This is a genomic window from Lacticaseibacillus zeae subsp. silagei, from assembly GCF_030770335.1.
In the GTDB taxonomy this organism is placed as follows: Bacteria; Bacillota; Bacilli; order Lactobacillales; family Lactobacillaceae; genus Lacticaseibacillus; species Lacticaseibacillus zeae.
This window is the reverse complement of the sequence record NZ_CP132484.1, coordinates 536,066-554,111: the sequence shown is the minus strand read 5'-3', so window position 1 is coordinate 554,111 and position 18,046 is coordinate 536,066. Positions and strand designations below refer to the sequence as shown.

Annotated in this window: 19 protein-coding genes; 8 read left to right on the top strand and 11 right to left on the bottom strand. The window is 49.1% G+C overall.

What is annotated here, in order from left to right:
* The first annotated feature begins 144 nt into the window (after positions 1 to 144).
* Positions 145 to 894 (top strand): sulfite exporter TauE/SafE family protein, encoded by a 750-nt coding sequence (locus tag LACZS1_RS02650; RefSeq protein WP_025013062.1) that lies wholly within the window; start codon positions 145 to 147, stop codon positions 892 to 894.
* A gap of 92 nt (positions 895 to 986) precedes the next feature.
* Here LACZS1_RS02650 and LACZS1_RS02645 read toward each other — a convergent pair whose 3' ends face one another.
* Positions 987 to 1,331 carry a winged helix-turn-helix transcriptional regulator gene (locus LACZS1_RS02645; protein WP_070650210.1) on the bottom strand — a complete coding sequence of 115 codons (345 nt, stop codon included), beginning with the start codon at positions 1,329 to 1,331 and terminating at the stop codon, positions 987 to 989.
* Between the two features lie 122 nt (positions 1,332 to 1,453).
* On the opposite strand from LACZS1_RS02645, the gene LACZS1_RS02640 reads away from it, so the two are divergent.
* Positions 1,454 to 2,476, top strand: a complete 1,023-nt coding sequence (locus LACZS1_RS02640; protein ID WP_070650211.1) for a zinc-binding alcohol dehydrogenase family protein — start codon at positions 1,454 to 1,456, stop codon at positions 2,474 to 2,476.
* Here the strand turns inward: LACZS1_RS02640 and LACZS1_RS02635 are convergent.
* Positions 2,473 to 3,339: an aldo/keto reductase gene (locus LACZS1_RS02635; RefSeq protein ID WP_070650212.1), complete on the bottom strand. Its 867-nt coding sequence runs from the start codon at positions 3,337 to 3,339 to the stop codon at positions 2,473 to 2,475. The two genes, LACZS1_RS02640 and LACZS1_RS02635, sit on opposite strands and share 4 nt — an antisense overlap.
* A gap of 226 nt (positions 3,340 to 3,565) precedes the next feature.
* Here LACZS1_RS02635 and LACZS1_RS02630 point away from each other — a divergent pair, with 226 nt between their 5' ends.
* Positions 3,566 to 4,000, top strand: a complete 435-nt coding sequence (locus LACZS1_RS02630) for a MerR family transcriptional regulator (RefSeq protein WP_070650213.1) — start codon at positions 3,566 to 3,568, stop codon at positions 3,998 to 4,000.
* Positions 4,001 to 4,064: 64 nt separating this feature from the next.
* Here the strand turns inward: LACZS1_RS02630 and LACZS1_RS02625 are convergent, their stop codons facing one another.
* From LACZS1_RS02625 to LACZS1_RS02605, 5 genes are all read right to left on the bottom strand, one after another.
* Entirely contained in the window at positions 4,065 to 5,420 is a 1,356-nt protein-coding gene (locus LACZS1_RS02625) for an APC family permease (protein WP_070650214.1), read from the bottom strand.
* Between the two features lie 2 nt (positions 5,421 to 5,422).
* Positions 5,423 to 6,550, bottom strand: coding sequence for an amidohydrolase family protein (locus LACZS1_RS02620; RefSeq protein WP_070650215.1), 1,128 nt, complete (start codon positions 6,548 to 6,550; stop codon positions 5,423 to 5,425).
* Positions 6,551 to 6,620: 70 nt separating this feature from the next.
* Complete coding sequence (locus LACZS1_RS02615; RefSeq protein ID WP_070650216.1) at positions 6,621 to 7,964, bottom strand: glutamine synthetase family protein; 1,344 nt, start codon at positions 7,962 to 7,964, stop codon at positions 6,621 to 6,623.
* Between the two features lie 382 nt (positions 7,965 to 8,346).
* Positions 8,347 to 9,099, bottom strand: coding sequence for a gamma-glutamyl-gamma-aminobutyrate hydrolase family protein (locus tag LACZS1_RS02610; RefSeq protein WP_070650217.1), 753 nt, complete (start codon positions 9,097 to 9,099; stop codon positions 8,347 to 8,349).
* A gap of 85 nt (positions 9,100 to 9,184) precedes the next feature.
* On the bottom strand, positions 9,185 to 9,919 hold the full coding sequence (locus tag LACZS1_RS02605; protein ID WP_070650218.1) for a class I SAM-dependent methyltransferase: 735 nt from the start codon (positions 9,917 to 9,919) through the stop codon (positions 9,185 to 9,187).
* Between the two features lie 183 nt (positions 9,920 to 10,102).
* On the opposite strand from LACZS1_RS02605, the gene LACZS1_RS02600 reads away from it, so the two are divergent.
* A complete protein-coding gene (locus LACZS1_RS02600; RefSeq protein ID WP_070650219.1) occupies positions 10,103 to 11,116 on the top strand; it encodes a serine hydrolase domain-containing protein in 1,014 nt (337 codons plus the stop codon).
* Between the two features lie 85 nt (positions 11,117 to 11,201).
* Positions 11,202 to 11,465: an AbrB/MazE/SpoVT family DNA-binding domain-containing protein gene (locus LACZS1_RS02595; protein ID WP_070650220.1), complete on the top strand. Its 264-nt coding sequence runs from the start codon at positions 11,202 to 11,204 to the stop codon at positions 11,463 to 11,465.
* A gap of 180 nt (positions 11,466 to 11,645) precedes the next feature.
* On the opposite strand, the gene LACZS1_RS02590 is transcribed toward LACZS1_RS02595, so the two are convergent.
* Entirely contained in the window at positions 11,646 to 13,379 is a 1,734-nt protein-coding gene (locus tag LACZS1_RS02590) for a pyruvate oxidase (protein ID WP_010493010.1), read from the bottom strand.
* A gap of 438 nt (positions 13,380 to 13,817) precedes the next feature.
* Between LACZS1_RS02590 and fba the strand changes: the two genes are divergently transcribed.
* From fba to LACZS1_RS02575, 3 genes are all read left to right on the top strand, one after another.
* Positions 13,818 to 14,699, top strand: a complete 882-nt coding sequence (fba, locus tag LACZS1_RS02585) for a class II fructose-1,6-bisphosphate aldolase (protein WP_010493008.1) — start codon at positions 13,818 to 13,820, stop codon at positions 14,697 to 14,699.
* 172 nt (positions 14,700 to 14,871) lie between these two features.
* Positions 14,872 to 15,237, top strand: a complete 366-nt coding sequence (locus LACZS1_RS02580) for a type II toxin-antitoxin system RelE/ParE family toxin (RefSeq protein WP_010493007.1) — start codon at positions 14,872 to 14,874, stop codon at positions 15,235 to 15,237.
* Between the two features lie 3 nt (positions 15,238 to 15,240).
* Positions 15,241 to 15,501 carry a helix-turn-helix domain-containing protein gene (locus tag LACZS1_RS02575; protein ID WP_010493005.1) on the top strand — a complete coding sequence of 87 codons (261 nt, stop codon included), beginning with the start codon at positions 15,241 to 15,243 and terminating at the stop codon, positions 15,499 to 15,501.
* 94 nt (positions 15,502 to 15,595) lie between these two features.
* On the opposite strand, the gene LACZS1_RS02570 is transcribed toward LACZS1_RS02575, so the two are convergent.
* The 3 genes from LACZS1_RS02570 to LACZS1_RS02560 all read right to left on the bottom strand — a co-directional run bounded on the left by LACZS1_RS02570 (position 15,596) and on the right by LACZS1_RS02560 (position 18,036).
* On the bottom strand, positions 15,596 to 16,171 hold the full coding sequence (locus LACZS1_RS02570) for a DNA-3-methyladenine glycosylase I (RefSeq protein ID WP_070650221.1): 576 nt from the start codon (positions 16,169 to 16,171) through the stop codon (positions 15,596 to 15,598).
* The gene (locus LACZS1_RS02565; protein ID WP_070650226.1) at positions 16,161 to 16,772 is read right to left on the bottom strand and encodes a transcriptional regulator; all 612 of its coding nucleotides are present in this window, start codon (positions 16,770 to 16,772) and stop codon (positions 16,161 to 16,163) included. Before LACZS1_RS02565 ends, LACZS1_RS02570 begins: the two co-directional genes overlap by 11 nt.
* A gap of 100 nt (positions 16,773 to 16,872) precedes the next feature.
* Positions 16,873 to 18,036, bottom strand: a complete 1,164-nt coding sequence (locus LACZS1_RS02560; protein ID WP_070650222.1) for an MFS transporter — start codon at positions 18,034 to 18,036, stop codon at positions 16,873 to 16,875.
* Positions 18,037 to 18,046: the final 10 nt, after the last annotated feature.

Sequence of the window (18,046 nt, the reverse complement as noted above, 5' to 3'; positions counted from 1 at the left end):
AGCAACCCGATCGGTCCGCATGTTGGAAGCGCTTAAAAGCGACAACAGTATCCGCAAATGCTAAGCTTGGTAAGACATTATTGGGTGTAAAATAATGAAAGAAAACAGATTTACCCCAAAAAATAAATCAAATGAGGCGAGCTTATGACGCTCGAAACAATTTTGTATTTACTCGGTATGAGCCTGATTGCCGGTATCCTCAATGGTACGGTAGGAATGGCGGCGCTCACGCTTTACCCGATGCTACTGTCAGTCGGCATTCCGCCGATCACGGCCAATGCAACCAACACGATCGGTCTTTTGTTTAGCGGTTCTTCATCAGTGCTTTCATCACGGCGGGAATTAAAAGGCCACTGGCACCAGGCACTACTCATCACATTACTTAATGCTCTTGGTGGCGTCTTAGGGGCGCTTATCTTAATCCACAGTTCCAATGCCAGCTTCAAAAGAGTCGTTCCGTTTATTATTTTCCTGGCCGGGGTCATGATTCTGACACCGAAAAAAGATCCCGATCAGGCTACCCATCGCAAACTTGCGCAAGGGTTTGGTTATGCGCTGATTATGCTCGTCGGGTTATATATCGGTTATTTTGGCGCCGGTGCCGGACTGTTAATGATCGCGGTACTGTCGCGCATCGTCGCAGGTCCGTATGCAACTTACAACGCCATGCGCAACCTTGCATCGCTTGTGAACAACACGGTCACGTCAATCATGTTCATCTTCTCGATGCCGATTGCCTGGTGGGTTCTAATTCCGGTCTGCATCGGCTTGTTCGCAGGCGGCTTTCTCGGTCCGATGATTGTCCGCCTGATTCCGTCGCACGTGATCAAAACGGCGGTTGGGATCTTCGCGATCGGGCTTGCGGTTGTTTTGTTTTATCAGGCTTATCTTTAATTCAAAAGATGCAAAAAGGCATCGCCGAATTTTTTCGACGATGCCTTTTTTCTTGACCGGTTGAAGAACAAAAGAAAATATGTCGGCGCCGTTCATGCCAGCGCAGCCTGCTGCGTCTGATAAAACTTACCCCAGGCTGCCATGGCATCGATCACCGGCGCCAACGTTTGGCCCAACTTGGTTAAGCCATATTCCGTGGCGCGGCCATCTTCATCGCCGACTTTCTTGTCGATAATCCCGTCAGCTTCAAGTTGCGCCAACTGTAACGCCAACATGCGCTGGGTCACGGAAGGAATGGCCTTGTCCAGCGTGCTGAAGCGAGTGGCATCCCCCTTAAAGAGATGATAAAGAATGACGCTTTTCCATTTTCCCGAAATCAGATCAACCGTATTTTGAACCGGGCATCCTGCAGCACAATTATAAAGTTCACGATCCATCACAAGGCCCCCTCGTTGCTTTCCTACAAGTTACTTACAATTTGTTCACTTACTATGTTAGTGCATGCTGGCTAACATACAAGGTGAAAGGTTAAGCAAGCAAACGAAAGGAAGTCATTTTGATGAAAGCCATTGGATTTACGCAGCATTTGCCGATTGAGCAGGAAAACAGTTTAGAAGATTTGACGTTACCGACACCAACACCTGAAGGCCACGACTTATTAGTGAATGTCCAGGCAGTTTCGGTGAATCCGGTCGATACCGGAACGCGTGGCGCAGGTCATGCCCACCTTGCCCAGCCGAAAGTCATTGGTTGGGATGCCGTTGGGATTGTGACGGCTGTGGGGCAGGACGTTACTCGATTCCACGTAGGTGACCGGGTCTTCTACGCCGGCAGTTACAAACGTTCCGGCAGTGACGCCGAATATCAACTGATTGATGAACGAATTGTCGGTCACGCCCCGGCTAAGCTCACCGATGCCCAAGCCGCTGCCATGCCACTGACCAGTCTCACCGCATGGGAAGCGCTATTCGAAAAACTGCATATCCCACTTGACAACAAAGAGGAAAATCGTAAGCATGCCATTTTGATCATTAACGGCTCAGGCGGTGTTGGCTCAATGGCGACACAACTCGCCCACCTCGCTGGCCTGCAGGTCCTCGCCACTGCCTCACGCCCCGAGTCACAAAAATGGGTACGGGAACATGGCGCCGATCACGTTTTGAATCACCGTCAGCCATTACCGCCACAATTAAAAGCGGCCGGTTTCAAAAATGTTGACTACATCCTTAACCTCTCGCATCTAGACGAACACTGGAACGAAATTGCCACCATGATTCGGCCTGACGGGTGGGTTGCGGCCATTACGGAAAACCGGCGCGGTATTGACTTGCAAAAGTTGACTAAAAAGCGAGCCACGTTTGCCTGGGAGTGGATGTTTTCAAAGTCCTGGTATGGTTATGATCTCGCTTCCCAAGGGATCATTCTCGACAAAGTTGCCAGCTTACTCAATGACGGCACGATTCAATGCACGTTAACCAAGACACTGCAGCCGTTGAATGCAGCCAACTTGCGCAAAGCACATGCACTGGTCGAATCCGGTCACATGATTGGCAAGGTCGTTATTGCCGGTCCGTGGGCTTAGCTCAATCGATCACTGTAAACCGGGAATGACTGGTACTTGCCATAATTGGTTAGCGGCTTCATCTGCTTCAGCGCCGTCATATCATCATCGCTGATGGTAAAATCGACCTCTGCATTAGCCTTCATGTGGTCCGGGTTAACGGTTTTTGGCAATGGCAGTAGGCCCAGCTGCAGCAGATAGCGCATGCCCAACTGTGCAACGGAGACTTGATACTTAGCCGCCATTTTCTGGATGTCCTTATTCTTGAACATTTCGCCATGGCCGAACGGCGAATAGGCCTCGACTAATATCTGGTGCTCTTGCGCAAAGTCAATCGTTTTGAACGGTGTCTGGGTAATGTGCGCTAAAACCTGATCAACCATTGGGGCAATTTCAGCATGATCCAGCAGGTTCTTGAGATCGGTGGGATCAAAATTAGAAACTCCGATGGCGCGCAATTTGCCGGCTTTATAGGCTTCTTCCAATGCCCGCCAGGCTTCCAGATTCCCTTCGAAGTACCGCTCCGGCTCATCATATTTGGCCCATGGCTTCGGTGCATGGATGATCATCATGTCCGCATATTCCAGATCAAGCTTCTCAAGCGAGCCGTCGATAGCTTTGACGGCCGTGTCGTGATCCTTGATCTCGGCCGCGAGCTTCGTGTTGACGAAAATATTTTCACGCGGCACACCGGATGCCCGCACACCTTCGCCAACCCCGGCTTCATTACCATATGCCTCCGCCGTATCAATATGGCGGTACCCGACGTTGATTGCTTCATGAACGGCCTTTGCCGCGGCATCATCCGAATCAATCATCCAGGTGCCAAAGCCGATTTTGGGAATCTTGACCCCATTCGTTAACGTATACGTCTCTTCCAACAAGATGTACTCACTCCTTTTAAAAAATTACTGCACGTTGCTTGTCACGTGCGATGTAGCCATAACAGCATTTTCCCGCCGACAAGGGCATAAAAAAGACCGATAAACGCAATTTTGCATCAATCGGCTTACGTGCTACACTCACTTTATCCCCTAAAGTCGACTTTAGGGCAAGTCGTTTCTTTTTGCAATATGTCTTGTCATCTCGTAAGAAACCATGGAGGCTTTCATGTCAGTTTCATATACCATCGGCGAAGTTGCCGCAATCACCCATCTGTCTATCCCGACCATTCGTTACTATGATAAGGAAGGACTCATCCCTGATCTTCAAAAGGATCAAGCAGGGGCACGGTGTTTTACCGCCCAGAATCTTAGCGCATTGGAAATGATCAACTGTCTCAAAACGGCGGGTATGTCAATTAAAGATATCCGCACGTTTATGCAATGGAATCTTGAAGGCGACGCTACCCTCACCAAGCGGCTGGACTTCTTTAATCAGCTCCACACCGCAGTCGAAAACCAGATGAAGCAACTGGAACAAACGCTTAACACGATTGAATACAAGCAACACTATTATCGCCAAGCCGTTGCAGACGGCACTGAAAAGTACGTCAAAACCGGCACCGCGCATACGGCAGCCACGGCAAACGAGCAAGACCGATGAAACTAAAAAATGCGCTGGCATCTCATCATGTCAAGCGCATTTTTTAGTTAAGCTCACAACCCAATCAAAAATCTTCCAACCGCGTTTCAACTTTTCGCCGCTTGGTCGCGACCCATAGGCCAATCAGGAACCAGACGATGGCGATGTAAGGAAAAGTATTCATCGGAAACGCCGGAATCGGCCAGATACTCGTGTAAATCGGATAAATGAGTACGAGAATTCCGATCACCGGTGCCAGCACATGTTTGAACATCGACCGGCCCTTGTCTTTGCGGAAATAGACGATCGCACCGATATTCACCAACACGTAAACCGTCAGTAGCCCTAGCATCCCGATCGTGCCAAACCAGTTATACATATCGCTGGCACTTACACCCAGGCCGATCGCGAAAATAACATACACAATCAATGCGAGTCCGGTAATGCTATCGAGCGCATGCGTCGGCGTCTGCTTGTCCCCGCTTTCTACCGCCAGCCACGGATGCAGATAACCGCTTTTACCTAGCGCCTCCAGCATGAACGCGCCAGCATTAAGCGCTCCGAAATAGCAGGCAAAATAGCTGACCATTGCCGCGAAGTCCATGAAAATCGCTGCATTGGTTCCCAAATAATGGGTCGCCAGGAAATTCATGGGTGCCGTACTTTTCGCAAGATCACCAATATGCGCGGAGCCAAAGCCAATCACTTCGGCGTAACTGACAAGAAAATAGAAAATCGCCGCAAAGCTCACGGCGCCCAGCAAGGCAATGCTAATCGCTTTACGCGGATTCCTGGCGCGTGGGGCAATCGTTGCCGAGCCTTCAAAGCCGGCAAAGGACATCAGCGCAAACACCATGCCCATCCCCAAACCGGTCGCCATATGCGGCTGTGGAATCAACGGCTGCACCGAGTTACCACTGCGGCCGCCGGAAAAAATAATCACGACCGTCAGCACACTCAAAACCAACACCGCCAGCAATTCAAGGATCAGTGTCAAGCGCGTCGAAAATTCAATGCCTTTATGACTTAGCCAGCCACCCAGCAACAAAACCAAAATGTTGTAGAGATTTACCGGCAGATGTACGCCTAAATGACTGAGAAAGACATTGGCAAAGTTGCCGACAATGGCGCCGGAACTAAACACAAATGTCACGTACGTCAACACCAATAGCCAGCCGGAAATGAAGCCGGCCTTTTCGCCAAGTGCTTTGGCATTATACGCATAAGCTGAGCCATCGCCGGGGATCCGCTTGCCCAGTTCCACAAACGAAATCGCCACAAACAAGACGCCGATGCCGCCAAGCAAAAAAGCGATTGGCATGTTGATGCCGGCATTGGCCGCGGCACTTGCCGTGTTAAACGACATCGCCCCAGTTGGCGCCACCATTGCAATTGAGAGTCCAAAGACCTCAAGCAAGGTTAATTTTTTGCGCTTTTCCATAATTAATTCACAAACTCCTCTTCTTGGTGGTAAAGCTTGGCCGCTGTCTGCCAGCAAATCGCGTTGATCCAAGCTTTTTTCTGCGCCAGATCGACAAATGGCAGGGAGGCAAAATGCCCGATCAGTGCCTGTTTGAATTGTTGCGCCGCTAACCCATACATTTCCGGATACGTGCTGGCATCGGAGGCAAACAGCAACCGTGTATACGGCGCCAGTTCGAGCGCTTCATCAAAAACCCGCTGCACGCCGCTGGGACCGAGGTTATCCAGCAATGAAATATCAAAATAGACATTCGGAAAGACACTGGCTAAATAGCCGGCTTCGCGATGATACGGATAGCAATGCAGTAAAACCACTTTGAGTCCCTTTTTGGCAAAGGCATTCAGGAAATCACGCATCAGTAACGGATTGCCCAGATACATATCCGTGTCCGCGTCGCCATAGCCAACGTGAAATTGCAGGGGCAAATCCTGCGCCATGATCAACGGCGCTGCGTGGTACAGGATGTAATCGATGAGCGGCTTGGAAGTTAACCGTTTGGCCCCGGAGTTCTTCCAGGTATCAAATCCGGCCGCCGCTTCCATGAGATTAACCGGTTCAATGTGCAACCCCACGCGGTAAGCTGCAATCGATTTGAAGCCGACATAGCCATGTGCCTTCGCCTGTTGAATGTCCTGACTAAAAGCCTGCCACCAAGCCGCAAAATTGTCCGATTTCAGCATGAATGTTTCGGCGTGCGTCTCCAGCCGATAAATCGCCTTGACCGGCACACCGGTTAGCTTGGCAGTTTCATCTAAGTTGAGAATCGCGTCATCCGGTACAAATCCGGTATCAATCAGCAATTCTTTGAAGTGATAGTGGCCGAAAACACGCTGATTATAAGTGGCATAACCCGGATCATTCATCGCCGCCAGCGGGTGCTTGGCATCGAGGGCAAATTGCTTGGCTAAAGCTAAAAAGCCATGATAGGCCAAACGGTTTTTGGTGTCGGCGAGCGGATAGTCATTGTCCGCCTCCGTCGACACCTGCGCCAACCGTTCGTCACGATTCGGCACTTTCCCGTTAATTAAGAAATGACAGTGATGGTCCAACAATGGGACTTGGTCGACAAACTCGGTTAGGTCGTCCAAAACGTTTCCTCCTCATGCACAGCGGTCACCATTCATGATGATGGCCGAAATTGGTTCTTCAACTTGCAATTCAATATAGCTCGCGGTGCAATGCCGCAATTTTCTCTAATGCTAACTTCGAATAATATTGATCGTCTTCACGCTTGATTTTGGCGTAAGCATCGATCAGTTGCGGACCGAATACGTCGTGGAAAAGCGAATCGGTCACGAACGCGTCGACTGCCTGGCTCAATGACTGCGGCAGACGGTGAATCCCCATCTCATTGCGTTGGGCTTCGCTTAACGTTGCCGGATCGACATCACAATAATCACCCGGTTGCGTCTGGTGCTGAATACCATCCAGCCCCGCCGCCAGCAAGCCGGCAAACGCCAAATACGGATTTGCGGTCGCATCGCTCGCCTTCAGCTCAATGTTCATCGAACTAGCCGGATCGCCCCACGCCGTCGACGGAATCCGCACCGCCGCCTCGCGATTGTCCTTGCCATAGGTCGCATAAGCGCTGCTCCAATGTCCCGGAGCCAGGCGCTGATAGGAATTCGCCGATGGACAGGTCAGCGCCAGTAAGCCTTGAATATGTTTCAACACGCCACCGACAAAATACTGACCAGTCTTGGATAGCTGCATCGGCGCGTCTGCATCGAAAAAGGCGTCTTCTTGTCCGCGCCACAACGACAAATGAATATGCGCACCGGAGCCAGCCGAATCAACAAGGGGCTTAGGCGCAAAGGAGGCATACAAGTCAAAATCTTTGGCGGTGTTTTTAATGATCCGTTTGTAAATCACTTCATTGTCTGCCGCGGTCACCGGATCCTGCGGCAACATACTCAATTCATGCTGGCCAATGCCGCCTTCCGGATAATAGGCATTCGGCATAATCCCGACCTGTTGCAGTTGATTGATCGTTTTAAGAATGAACGGATAGGCAAAGTCCATGGACTCCGTTGAAAAGGCAACTCGCGGCATGGCCGGTTCACGATGATCCTTATCCCCGGTGAACAACTCGAACTCGTTTTCATAAGCTATTTTCACGGTGAAGCCGGCGTCGGCCAACTGCTTGACCACTTGTTTCAGAATGGTCCGCGGATCGGAGGCGTAAGGCGTTTTATCGAGATTATAAATATCGCCCATCAAGGTTGCCACTTGTGGCATATAAGGCAGCACATGCGCCGAAGCAGCGTCCCCGATCAAGCGCAATTCTCCAATCGGCGTCATGTCAGCGACCGGCAAAATGGTGTCGCGTTCACTGACATTCAGCGTTGCTTTGGTCAAGCCGATCCCGTCAGCCAGCTTGGCTTTCAGGCTGGCCAGCGGAATCACTTTTCCCCGCGTCAGTCCGTTATAGTCCACATACAAAAACTCAATCAGCTCAGTCTGCTTCTCCGTGAGCTGCTCGATAACGGCTTCATCGTCCATTCCGATTCCTCCTTGTTTGAGCGTGAACCGGCGCGGTTAGAAACCGGAGTGTAAGCGGCTTTGGGCGTGATGGCCCGGGTTTAGGCCATTGCGACCAAGGTCCTTACATGTAGGTTTCTGCGCCGGTGAACGCGTTATAGTGCCCTTACCTCGCACCAGATGGCTTCATTAAACAACTACCGTTTCATCAATGCTACTCGGCTTCAATCTTACATGATTCTAGCTAAAAGAAAAGATTTTCTGAAAATTGTTTTTGGAGTTGTTAGTTACCAAGTGCGACTTGTTTATAGCGCACCACACAGAAAAACCGCCTCATGAACGAGACGGTTTTCAACGGATACGTTTAACGTGGCACTTTTCACGATTCATCGAACCGCAGAAGTCACTTCTGATGATCTGCAACACGTTTCAAAAAGTCCTGGAAAACAACGAGCTGTTGCGGATCTTCCTGTTGCCACATATTCTCCGGATGCCACTGGACACCTAAGAACAGATCGTTGTCCGTGGACTCCATTCCTTCAACCACACCATCGGGCGCAACGGCTGTCACCTTCAACCCCTTACCGACAGTTTTAACTGCTTGGTGATGGCGGGAGTTGACTTTAATGGTCTGCTTGCCGTACAAATCAGCCAAGCGACTACCAGGCGTTAATTCGGCATGATGGGTCGCAAATTGACCCAATGTGGCTTGGGGATGTTGGATTCGCAAATCAGGATATTGCTGTTCAAGATCCTGATACAACGTGCCGCCCATAGCAACGTTCATGATCTGGATCCCGCGGCAAATACCGAAAATCGGTTTATTTGCGGCTAAGGCTGCCTTAATCAAGGCGATTTCAAACAAATCCTTTTGGTACAGCGTCATGCCGATCTTGGGATGCGGTTCCTCGCCATAGAGCGTCGGATCCACATCCGGGCCGCCTGGCAGCATCAGTCCGTCGACTAAGGCCATATCATCGTGCGCCAACTGTTCGGTCTGACTGACATCATCAGGGAACGGCAAAACGAGCGGGAGCGCACCAAGGTGAATAAATGCCTCTTTGACATCATGCGGCACATAAGCAGGGTGATTATTCGGCATCACGGGATTGACTTCGATCAGTTCGTCTGTGGGAATACCAATTCTTAGTTTCACGAGCGATTTCCTTCTATTCGTTTTAGTTTTAATCCCACGAGTATACGCCGTGAAAGGATTGGCGACAATAGACAGGCACGATTGCTCACGCCGTTTTGGTCGTTGCCACAATCAGCATCATCGGGCGGTGCATTTCATCAGCCATGCCGGGAATAGTCTTGACCATTTCAGCAGTCGGCGTTGGCTCAATCACGCGATCCAGTCGCAGGTGGTTGTCGAGCAAGGTATTCAAATAGGTCGTCACCGTCCGATGGTATTTTTTGATGCGGTGGCCTAAGAAGTCGGTTTCCCGTTGGCTCTCGTCAAAATAGCGATCAACCGGCCAGTATCGATTGTGGCCCTGCTCGTCCGTGACCCACTCTTCATTGCCTTGGGCCGTAAAAATCGGATGTTCCACGGACATGACAAATTGCCCACCAATTGGCAGTTTGTTGCTGATCTTGCCGACAAGCTCAGCGTAATCGGCAATGTAATGAATGGCTAGCGAGCTTAAAATGACATCAAACTGCCCCGGCAATTGATCAATTGCCTGCATGTCCAGCTGGCGATACGCGATCCGCTTGTCATCCGTCAGCTCAGCAGCCTTGGCAAGCATTTTGGCTGACGTGTCGATGCCAAGCACACTTTTAGCGCCATGATCAGCGGCATAGCGGCAGTGCCAACCATAACCGCACCCGAGATCAAGCACTCGTTTACCGGTGAAGTCCGGTAAGACCGTCTTCAACTCATGCCACTCCCCCGCCCCGGCTAACCCTTCTTTTGAGCGATCCATTTGGCTATAGGCCTTGAAAAAATCCGGATTATCATAAATCGCAGCCATCTGTGTTTCCTCCTTCGTTAATTAAGGCCATCATCGCAGTCCAGGCAAGAGGATGCAACCGGTATGGCAAGTAAAGCTACCAATTAGATTCTCATTGGCCAATGGTGATATTTTAGTTTGAAAAGCAGTGCGATGCATGCTATCGTTGGCTCAACGTTTTTTCGGCTAAAGGGAGGCCTTTTCGTGACAGATTGGAACGGCTATCAAGATATCAATGAAAAATATCATCTCAACGGTGCCACCATGTTAGTGGATGCCAATCATCAATTGTCCCACTGGCAAAACGGCATGGCGGATTTTGCAAAACAAGAACCATTCACGATCCACACTACTAGCGGTTTAGGATCGTTAAGCAAGCAATTTACGGCTGACAGCATGTTGCTGTTGGATGCGGCTGGGACGCTGAACATTGACGCGCCGTTGTCGGACTATTTGCCGGAATATCGGTACGCCAAGCAAATCACTTTGCGTCAGATGTTGCACATGGCGAGCGGTATTCCCGATTACACGGAATTGTTGTTAGTCGAATATACCAAAAAAATGCCGAACGCCAGTGAATCCCATTTAAGTTACCCGATACTGGAAGATCTGGCTCACGGTGACGCCCTTCAGCAAGTTCTTGACTTATTGAACCGCCATCCGCTAGATTTTGCCCCGGATGAAAAAGGGGCTTATTCAAATAGTAATTACTTCCTTCTTGGCCACATCATTGCCCAAGTTGCCGATATGCCGCTGGGCGATTTCATCGAGCAGCACTTTTTCCAGCCGTTGGGAATGACCCAAACCCGTTTCGGAACCCAGGCCGCCGAGGCAAATAGCTACGACGATCTAGATTTTACCAACGGCCAACCAGTGGCTTTAGGCCGCGGCGATTACACTGGTGGCGATGGCGCGGTGGTCAGTTCAGTCACTGATTTAGCCAAATGGGCGCAAGCTACCTTGCATCAGCAGATTTTACCTGCGTCAGCTTGGCGTGAGGCGTTAACGTTGACGCACGATTTTTACGGCATGGGCTGGATGAAGTCTAAAACCCCGGGATGGCTGGCGCACAACGGTCACGTCTTTGGATACTGGGCCTACTTTGACGTTTCGTTCAAAAGACAGTTAGCGCATATCACGTTAAGCAACATGTCGCCCGGGACCGACGCGCGTAAGGCATGGCATAAGGAAATGGCTGCGTGGCTCGGATCCCTTTAGCGGTTGTATAAGCGTATGTTAAACTCTATCTGCGCAATTGATCGCGGTTTTGATCGAGCAACTATTGGCAACAGGGGGATCTGTTATGGAAACGACGATTAAACGCTGGGGAGACTCTCAAGGTGTCATCATTTCAAAAACAATGCTGGCAAAAATGGGCATTGATGATCTCGATGCCCAACTGGTAAAGATGCATATAGATGGCAAAGGCCGTTTAATCATTGAAAAGAAAAAAAGTCCTTCAAAACCGGAAGAACGGTTTATTGATTTTGACATTTTAACTTACTCAAAGAAAGTCAAGCATGAAGGCGAACTAGATTGGGGCAAGCCTAGTGGTGATGAAATTTAACCACTCGTGCATGACACCTAACAAAACGGCTACACCAATTTCCAGCAAAATTTTTGAATAATATCTTTTTACCGATACTAAAAAAATCGCCCTTAGCCTCCATTGCTAAGAGTGATTTTTTGTATTCCAAACAACTCTCGCTGCCTGTTGCGTTTCCCTAGAGTTAGCAAATACCCCGATTTAGAAGAACTGCCGCATAATGTCCTTCAACGGTGGCATGGATGGAATCTTCCAGTAATTTTCAAGATACTGGGACCCATACTTCATGTAACCCTTCGCTTCCTCGCCGACAATTTTGCCTGGTAGCGGGGCGTCGTCTTGAACATAGGTGTTGATCAAAACCGGTTTCTCCGTTTCCTGATAGGCCTTAGTCAACGCTTCTTTAAACTCGTCGTTGCTGTGGGCTGTGTAACCAACGCCCCCAGCAGCTTCAGCAATCTTGGCATAGTCCATGTCCGCCAAATCGATTTCATAATTCAGCTGACCGGCACTTTGCTGTTCATATTCGATAAAGGCCAACTTCTGGTTGTTCAAAACAACCATGATAATGGGCAGCTTGTATTTAACCGCGGTAACGAAATCCTGCATGACCATGGCAAACGCGCCATCACCGGCCACACTGATATTTTGCCGCTTCGGGAAGGCTTCGGCCCCGGCAATCGCGCCCGGCAAGCCGCAACCCATCGTGCCTAACCAAGCCGAAATGGTATATTTCTGTGTTGGTTGAACGTTTAGAAAACGGGCACCCCATGACGTCGACGTCCCGACATCAACTGAGTAAACCGCATCTTTTGGCGCGGTCTGATCAATCGTGGCAAAGACTGCTTCTGGTGAGGCTGGGTTCGTGGTCAACAGACGCTTTTCGGCCATCCACTTGTCCCAACTTTCCATATTCTTCTGACAAGCTTTCAGGAAGCGATCGTCATCACGCAACGAACCCTTGGCGTTCAGTTCGGTCAAAAAGGTTTCGACATCGCCATCAACCGCCACATCAACCGAGTACCGCTTGCCCAGATTTTCCGGCTGCGTATCGATCTGGACACATTTTGCCTGTCCTTCATCCGGTAAGTAAGGTGTGTATGGATAATTGGTGCCGATCATGAACAATAAATCCGTTGCCTTCATTGCTTCATAAGCCGGCTTGGTGCCGAGCTTACCGACATTGCCAAGACTATTAGGGTGATCATCCGCAACTGTTCCCTTGGCCGGCATCGTTTGGATAAACGGGATGTGGTTAGCCTCAACAAACTTTTGAACCTGTTCCCCGGCATGTTCCGCCCCACGGCCGATCAAAGCTAATGGCTTCTGCGACTTCTGCAATAGCGAAGCCACATCATCCAGCTGCTTAGGATCAACTTCCGGTACGTTCAACGCAAAGGCCGCAGCACTGTCGCGATAACTCGTCGTTTCCTTTTGATCTGGCAAATCATCCGGAATCGTCAAAACCGCTACGCCTTTTTCCGTAAACGCGGTTCGAATCGCCGTGTCGACAATCTGGCCTAAATTATCCGAAGCCATGACCGTTTTATTATAAACCGCCACGTCATCAAACAGCTTAGGCGTATTGACTTCCTGGAAAAAGCCTTCATTCAGATTGCTGGTCGTGACCTGTCCCAACAATGCCAAAACCGGGGCGTGATCCATTTTGGCGTCATACAACCCGTTCAACAGATGGATGGCACCCGGGCCACCAATTGACAGGCAAACGCCAAGGCCGCCAGTCAGCTTGGCCGTTGCCGAGGCAGCCAGTGCCGCAACCTCTTCATGCCGAACCTGAACGAACTTAATCTTGTCTTGATGACGGCGCAACGCATCGACGGTCGTATCAATCGAATCGCCTGGCAGCCCAAAAACGTGCTTCACTTGCCAATCCATCAAAACGCTGACTAACTGATCTGCTGCTTTTGTTGCCATATCAAGATCTCCTCTTTTGACTACTTTTTCAAGTGAACAACTCAATTGTTCTCAATCTGTTACTATCTTCACCTTAGTGCTTTGATTTCTCTGGTCAATCATTCTTAGCAAGGTTTCATTTATACCGGCATAATTCACTTGTGAAAATATAATCTATTTTTTGAGATTGGTAATCAAATAACGCCTAAAACCAGCGTGATAAAGCTGTTTTATTTTTAATATTTTTAAAGTCACTTGTGAAATTAACTACGTAGTGTATGGACCGATCAATTGAATAATGAGAGCGTTCTCATTATTCGGTAAGGCCAATTGTGACCGGTTCCCGCAAAACCCGTCACTTAAACTGTCAGGATCTCATCATTTTCTCGCCCTTTTCTCTTGCAATCTATGGTAGAATACAACGGTTGTGAATTGTATATTTCGTAGGAGGATATCTACATGCCATTAGTTAACGCTGCAGAGCTTGTAAAAGCTGCACATAAAGGTCACTACTGTATCGGTGCCTTCAACACCAACAACTTGGAATGGACGCGTGCCATTCTCGCCGGTGCTCAAGAATTGAACGTTCCGGTTATCATCCAGACTTCCATGGGTGCTGCTAAGTACATGGGTGGTTATGAATTTTGCCAAACCATGATCGAAGCAACGGTTAAAGCCATGGGCATCACCGTTCCGGTTGTTATCCACTTGGACCACGGCAATTACGAAGCTGCTAAGGAAGCTATTGCTGCCGGCTACAACTCCGTTATGTTCGACGGCCACGACCTCGACTTTGAAGATAACTTGGAAAAGACCAAGGAAATCGTTAAGCTGGCCCACGCCAAGGGCATTTCCGTTGAAGCCGAAGTTGGTTCCATCGGCGGTGAAGAAGACGGTGTTGTCGGCGAAGGTGAATTAGCTGACGTTGAAGAAGCCAAGACTTTGGCAGCTACCGGGATCGACTTCCTGGCAGCCGGCATTGGTAACATCCACGGCCAATATCCAGACAACTGGAAGGGCCTGCACTTCGACCGCTTACAAGAATTGAATGACGCCGTTAAGATGCCACTCGTTCTTCACGGTGGTTCCGGTATCCCTCAAGAACAAGTTCAAAAGGCGATCACCATGGGTATTTCCAAGTTGAACATCAACACCGAATGCCAACTTGCCTTTGCTAAAGCAACTCGTGAATACATCGAAGCTGGCAAGGATCAACAAGGCAAGGGCTTTGACCCTCGTAAGATGCTCAAGCCAGGCACCGATGCCATCACAGACACATTCAAGGAAATCACCGGCTGGATTGGCAACAAGCCTGTCAAGATGGTTCCTGAGGCACTTTAATTTAACCTGTTCTAAGGTTTCATCAGTCCACTCGCATTTGGTGCGGGTGGGCTTTTTTTAATATTGCTTTTTCAAAGCTTTTTGAGCCCTTCAAGTCATTTTCTACTCTTGACGATTTATATCAAGCGAGTTATAATTAGCAAACAGATTAATTTAGATCTAGGAGAAGGCCATGTACGAGGTTGATTTTTACGAAGATAAAGATGGTTATAGTGAAATCCATGATTTTTTAGATCGCTTAAATGATAGTGCACAGAAGTCAGATAGAGTATTACTCGCAAAAACCCTCTATCAGATTGACTTGTTGGAACAGCTCGGTCCTAACATGAAAATGCCACAAGCCAGAATGCTTAAGGGATATTCAAAACCACTCTTTGAATTGCGTCCAATGCCAGAGCGAATATTCTATGCAGCCTGGAACGGAAATCATTATATTTTGCTTCATCACTATACTAAACGTCAAAACAAAACGGACAGACGTGAGATTCAAAAGGCTTTAAGCAATCTCGAAGACTGGTTAAAGCGAAAGGAGAACTAGATTATGACAACGTGGAAGGAATATAAACCGACAATAACCGCTTTATCAAGTGAAGATATGACGATCATTGATACACTGGCGGATTTAGTGGCAGAACGCATTCGGAGGGGAATTAGTCAAAAAGACTTTGCCGCAAAGATTGCCATGAAGCAACCACAGTTAGCGAAGATTGAGCGTTTAGATTCAATTCCCTCTCTAGTTACTTTAAATCGGTATGCTAAAGGACTAGGGATGAAAGTTCAAATTTCATTAGTGACGGCTTAAGTTCTCGTTGAATCGTTAACCCAACAATACCCCCGCGCATGCGCCGGGGGTATTGTTAGTTAACATAATAGTATCTAGAAATCTTGATTCCCCATTATTTTTCCAACAACTGATAAACAAAGCAACTGGTTTCATGATCGTTGACCAACCCTGCTGCCTGCATAAACGAGTAAATGACAACAGGGCCGGTAAAACTAAAGCCGTCTTTTTTCATTTGCTTGCCCATACGCTTGGCCAAATCGGTTGTATTGGGAACCTCCGCATGACTGGTGATGTGGTGTTGAATCGGATGATTTTTGACGAACGCCCAGACATAGTGATCAAAGTCTTCGCCTCTATCAGCCAGCTTTGCGATGGTATTCGCGTTGTTGATAATCGCTGTCACTTTCAGACGATTCCGGATGATTTGAGGATTCTGCAAGAGTACAGGAATTTCGGGCGTCATCTGCTGGACTTGGCGATAATCAAAGTTGGCAAAGGCTGTCTTGAACGCTGCCCGCTTATTCAAAACCGTCTGCCAACTCAGACCCGCCTGCATGATTTCCAGCGACAACAGTTCAAACAAGTGGCGGCTGTCATGACTGGGTCTGCCCCATTCTTCATCGTGGTATTGCTGCATCAAGGCATTGTCGGTTTCACCCCATGCACACCGTTGTCGCTCAACTGACATGGGACACCGCCAATGATTGCTGGTCAATTGGATGTAAAACCCGGACGAGTCTGTTCCCGCTCAAGGTCATTTGACGATTAGCCACCAGCTTTGTCAGCAGTTCATCCCCTAATTTACCGGCTAAATGAACCCGGCGCTCTGAAAAGTCGATGCAAGTCTGAACCTTCCCCTGGCGCACTGGGTGACCGAGGTATTGTGCCAAGACGTGCCGGCCTTTTTCTGTCAATCGATACGCGTTGGCGGTCGTCAAGGTAATGAGTTTTTGCATTAAAAGTTGGTCAAACAAGGCCACGCCGGCTTTTCCGGCCAAATGGTGGTAACAAGTCCGTGCATTGCCCAATTTTCGCGCTGCGTGCCGCCGATCCAAGTATTGTTCAGCTGCCGTACTGAAGGCATTGGGCTCTGTCTGTGGTTGAACAGTCTGAAAATAATCGCGACCGGCAAAATGTCGCCGGTTAATTTTCTCGGCACGCACCAATTTAAGTAGTTCGCTTTTGACACTTACTTCTGGATGGTTTAGCAGTTTAGCGATTTCTTTAGTCGTTAAAAACCGCCCACTACCTAACAACAGTAAGATTTCCTGTGCTAAATTCTCCTGCATAATCGCATCTTCTTTCCGAACAGCAAACATACGTTCTTGCGTCAATTATATCGTTTGCTACTTTTCGGAACAATACCTCTATGCAAAAAATTGCGAATCATCAGCGGCTTGTTTGCAGCTGCTTAAAATAACCTTGCCGCGCGTATAACAACATTGCCAGGGTTACCCCAATAGCGGTAAACACCGCAATACCTGAAAAGCCGGTGAACTGTTTAATCAAGATACCACCGACAACGCCGCCAATCGCTTCGCCAAGATACATCACCGCGTTAGCCAAAGAGGAAATGGTGCCGCGGGCTGATCGCGCTTGATCCTGCAAAGTGCTCATGAACAACGGCAACAGTGCGCCGCCAATTGTGTAAATCAATGCCAGAATAATCGTTGCGACCAATGCTGACGAAGCCAATGGCAAAACGACATAGCCACTGATGAACAGCAGGAATTCAAGCAGGAATGCGTGCGGCTGACCTAACCACGTCACCAGTCGAGCGCCGATCAAACTGCCGACAAACTGTCCTACTCCAATCACCAGAATAAAGCTGCCGATCGTGCCGACCGAAAGTCCAAAACTTTTCGCGAACCAGGTACCGATGAACGCAAAGCCGGTAAAATTTGCCGTCTGAAACAATAAGTACGCGCCTAATAACTTGAGTACCGGTTTGTTTTGCAAAAGCTGGCCGTAGATGCTGGATTTTGGCTGGGCGGTTCTAACTTCATTAAGGCTAGGCATGAACCGCGCGACCAACAATGTCAGTATCAGTGCAATTGTGCCGACGAAGAAGAAGGGAAAACGCCACGAGATAACAGCCAAATAACTACCGAGCGGAACACCGACAATCTGGGCAACCGCCAGACCGGCTGTGGCGTATCCCATGACTTTGACCACCTGACCCTTAGGAAAGAGCACCGGGATCGCTGCCCAGATCTGCGGGCCGGCTGTCGCAGCGGCAATGCCGGCAGTGAATCGGGTGACGAGCATCAGCGGAAACGTATTGGCCAGTCCGCACCCAGCAGTGGCGAGGGTAAAGACAATGAGACCGATAACCAAAATGCGTTTACGATCATGACGATCGGAAACCGGGCCAATCAGCAACGCCGACAGCATGTAACCCACCGCGTACGCACTGACAATGAGACCGGAAAGACTCGTTGAGATGCCGTAATACCGCGTTAAAGTCGGTAATAAAGGTGAAACCAGAAATGTATCTGTGCCAATCACGAACATAACGAGGAAAAATAAAAGCGAGAGCCTGCGTTCTTTCATACAAAAAGTC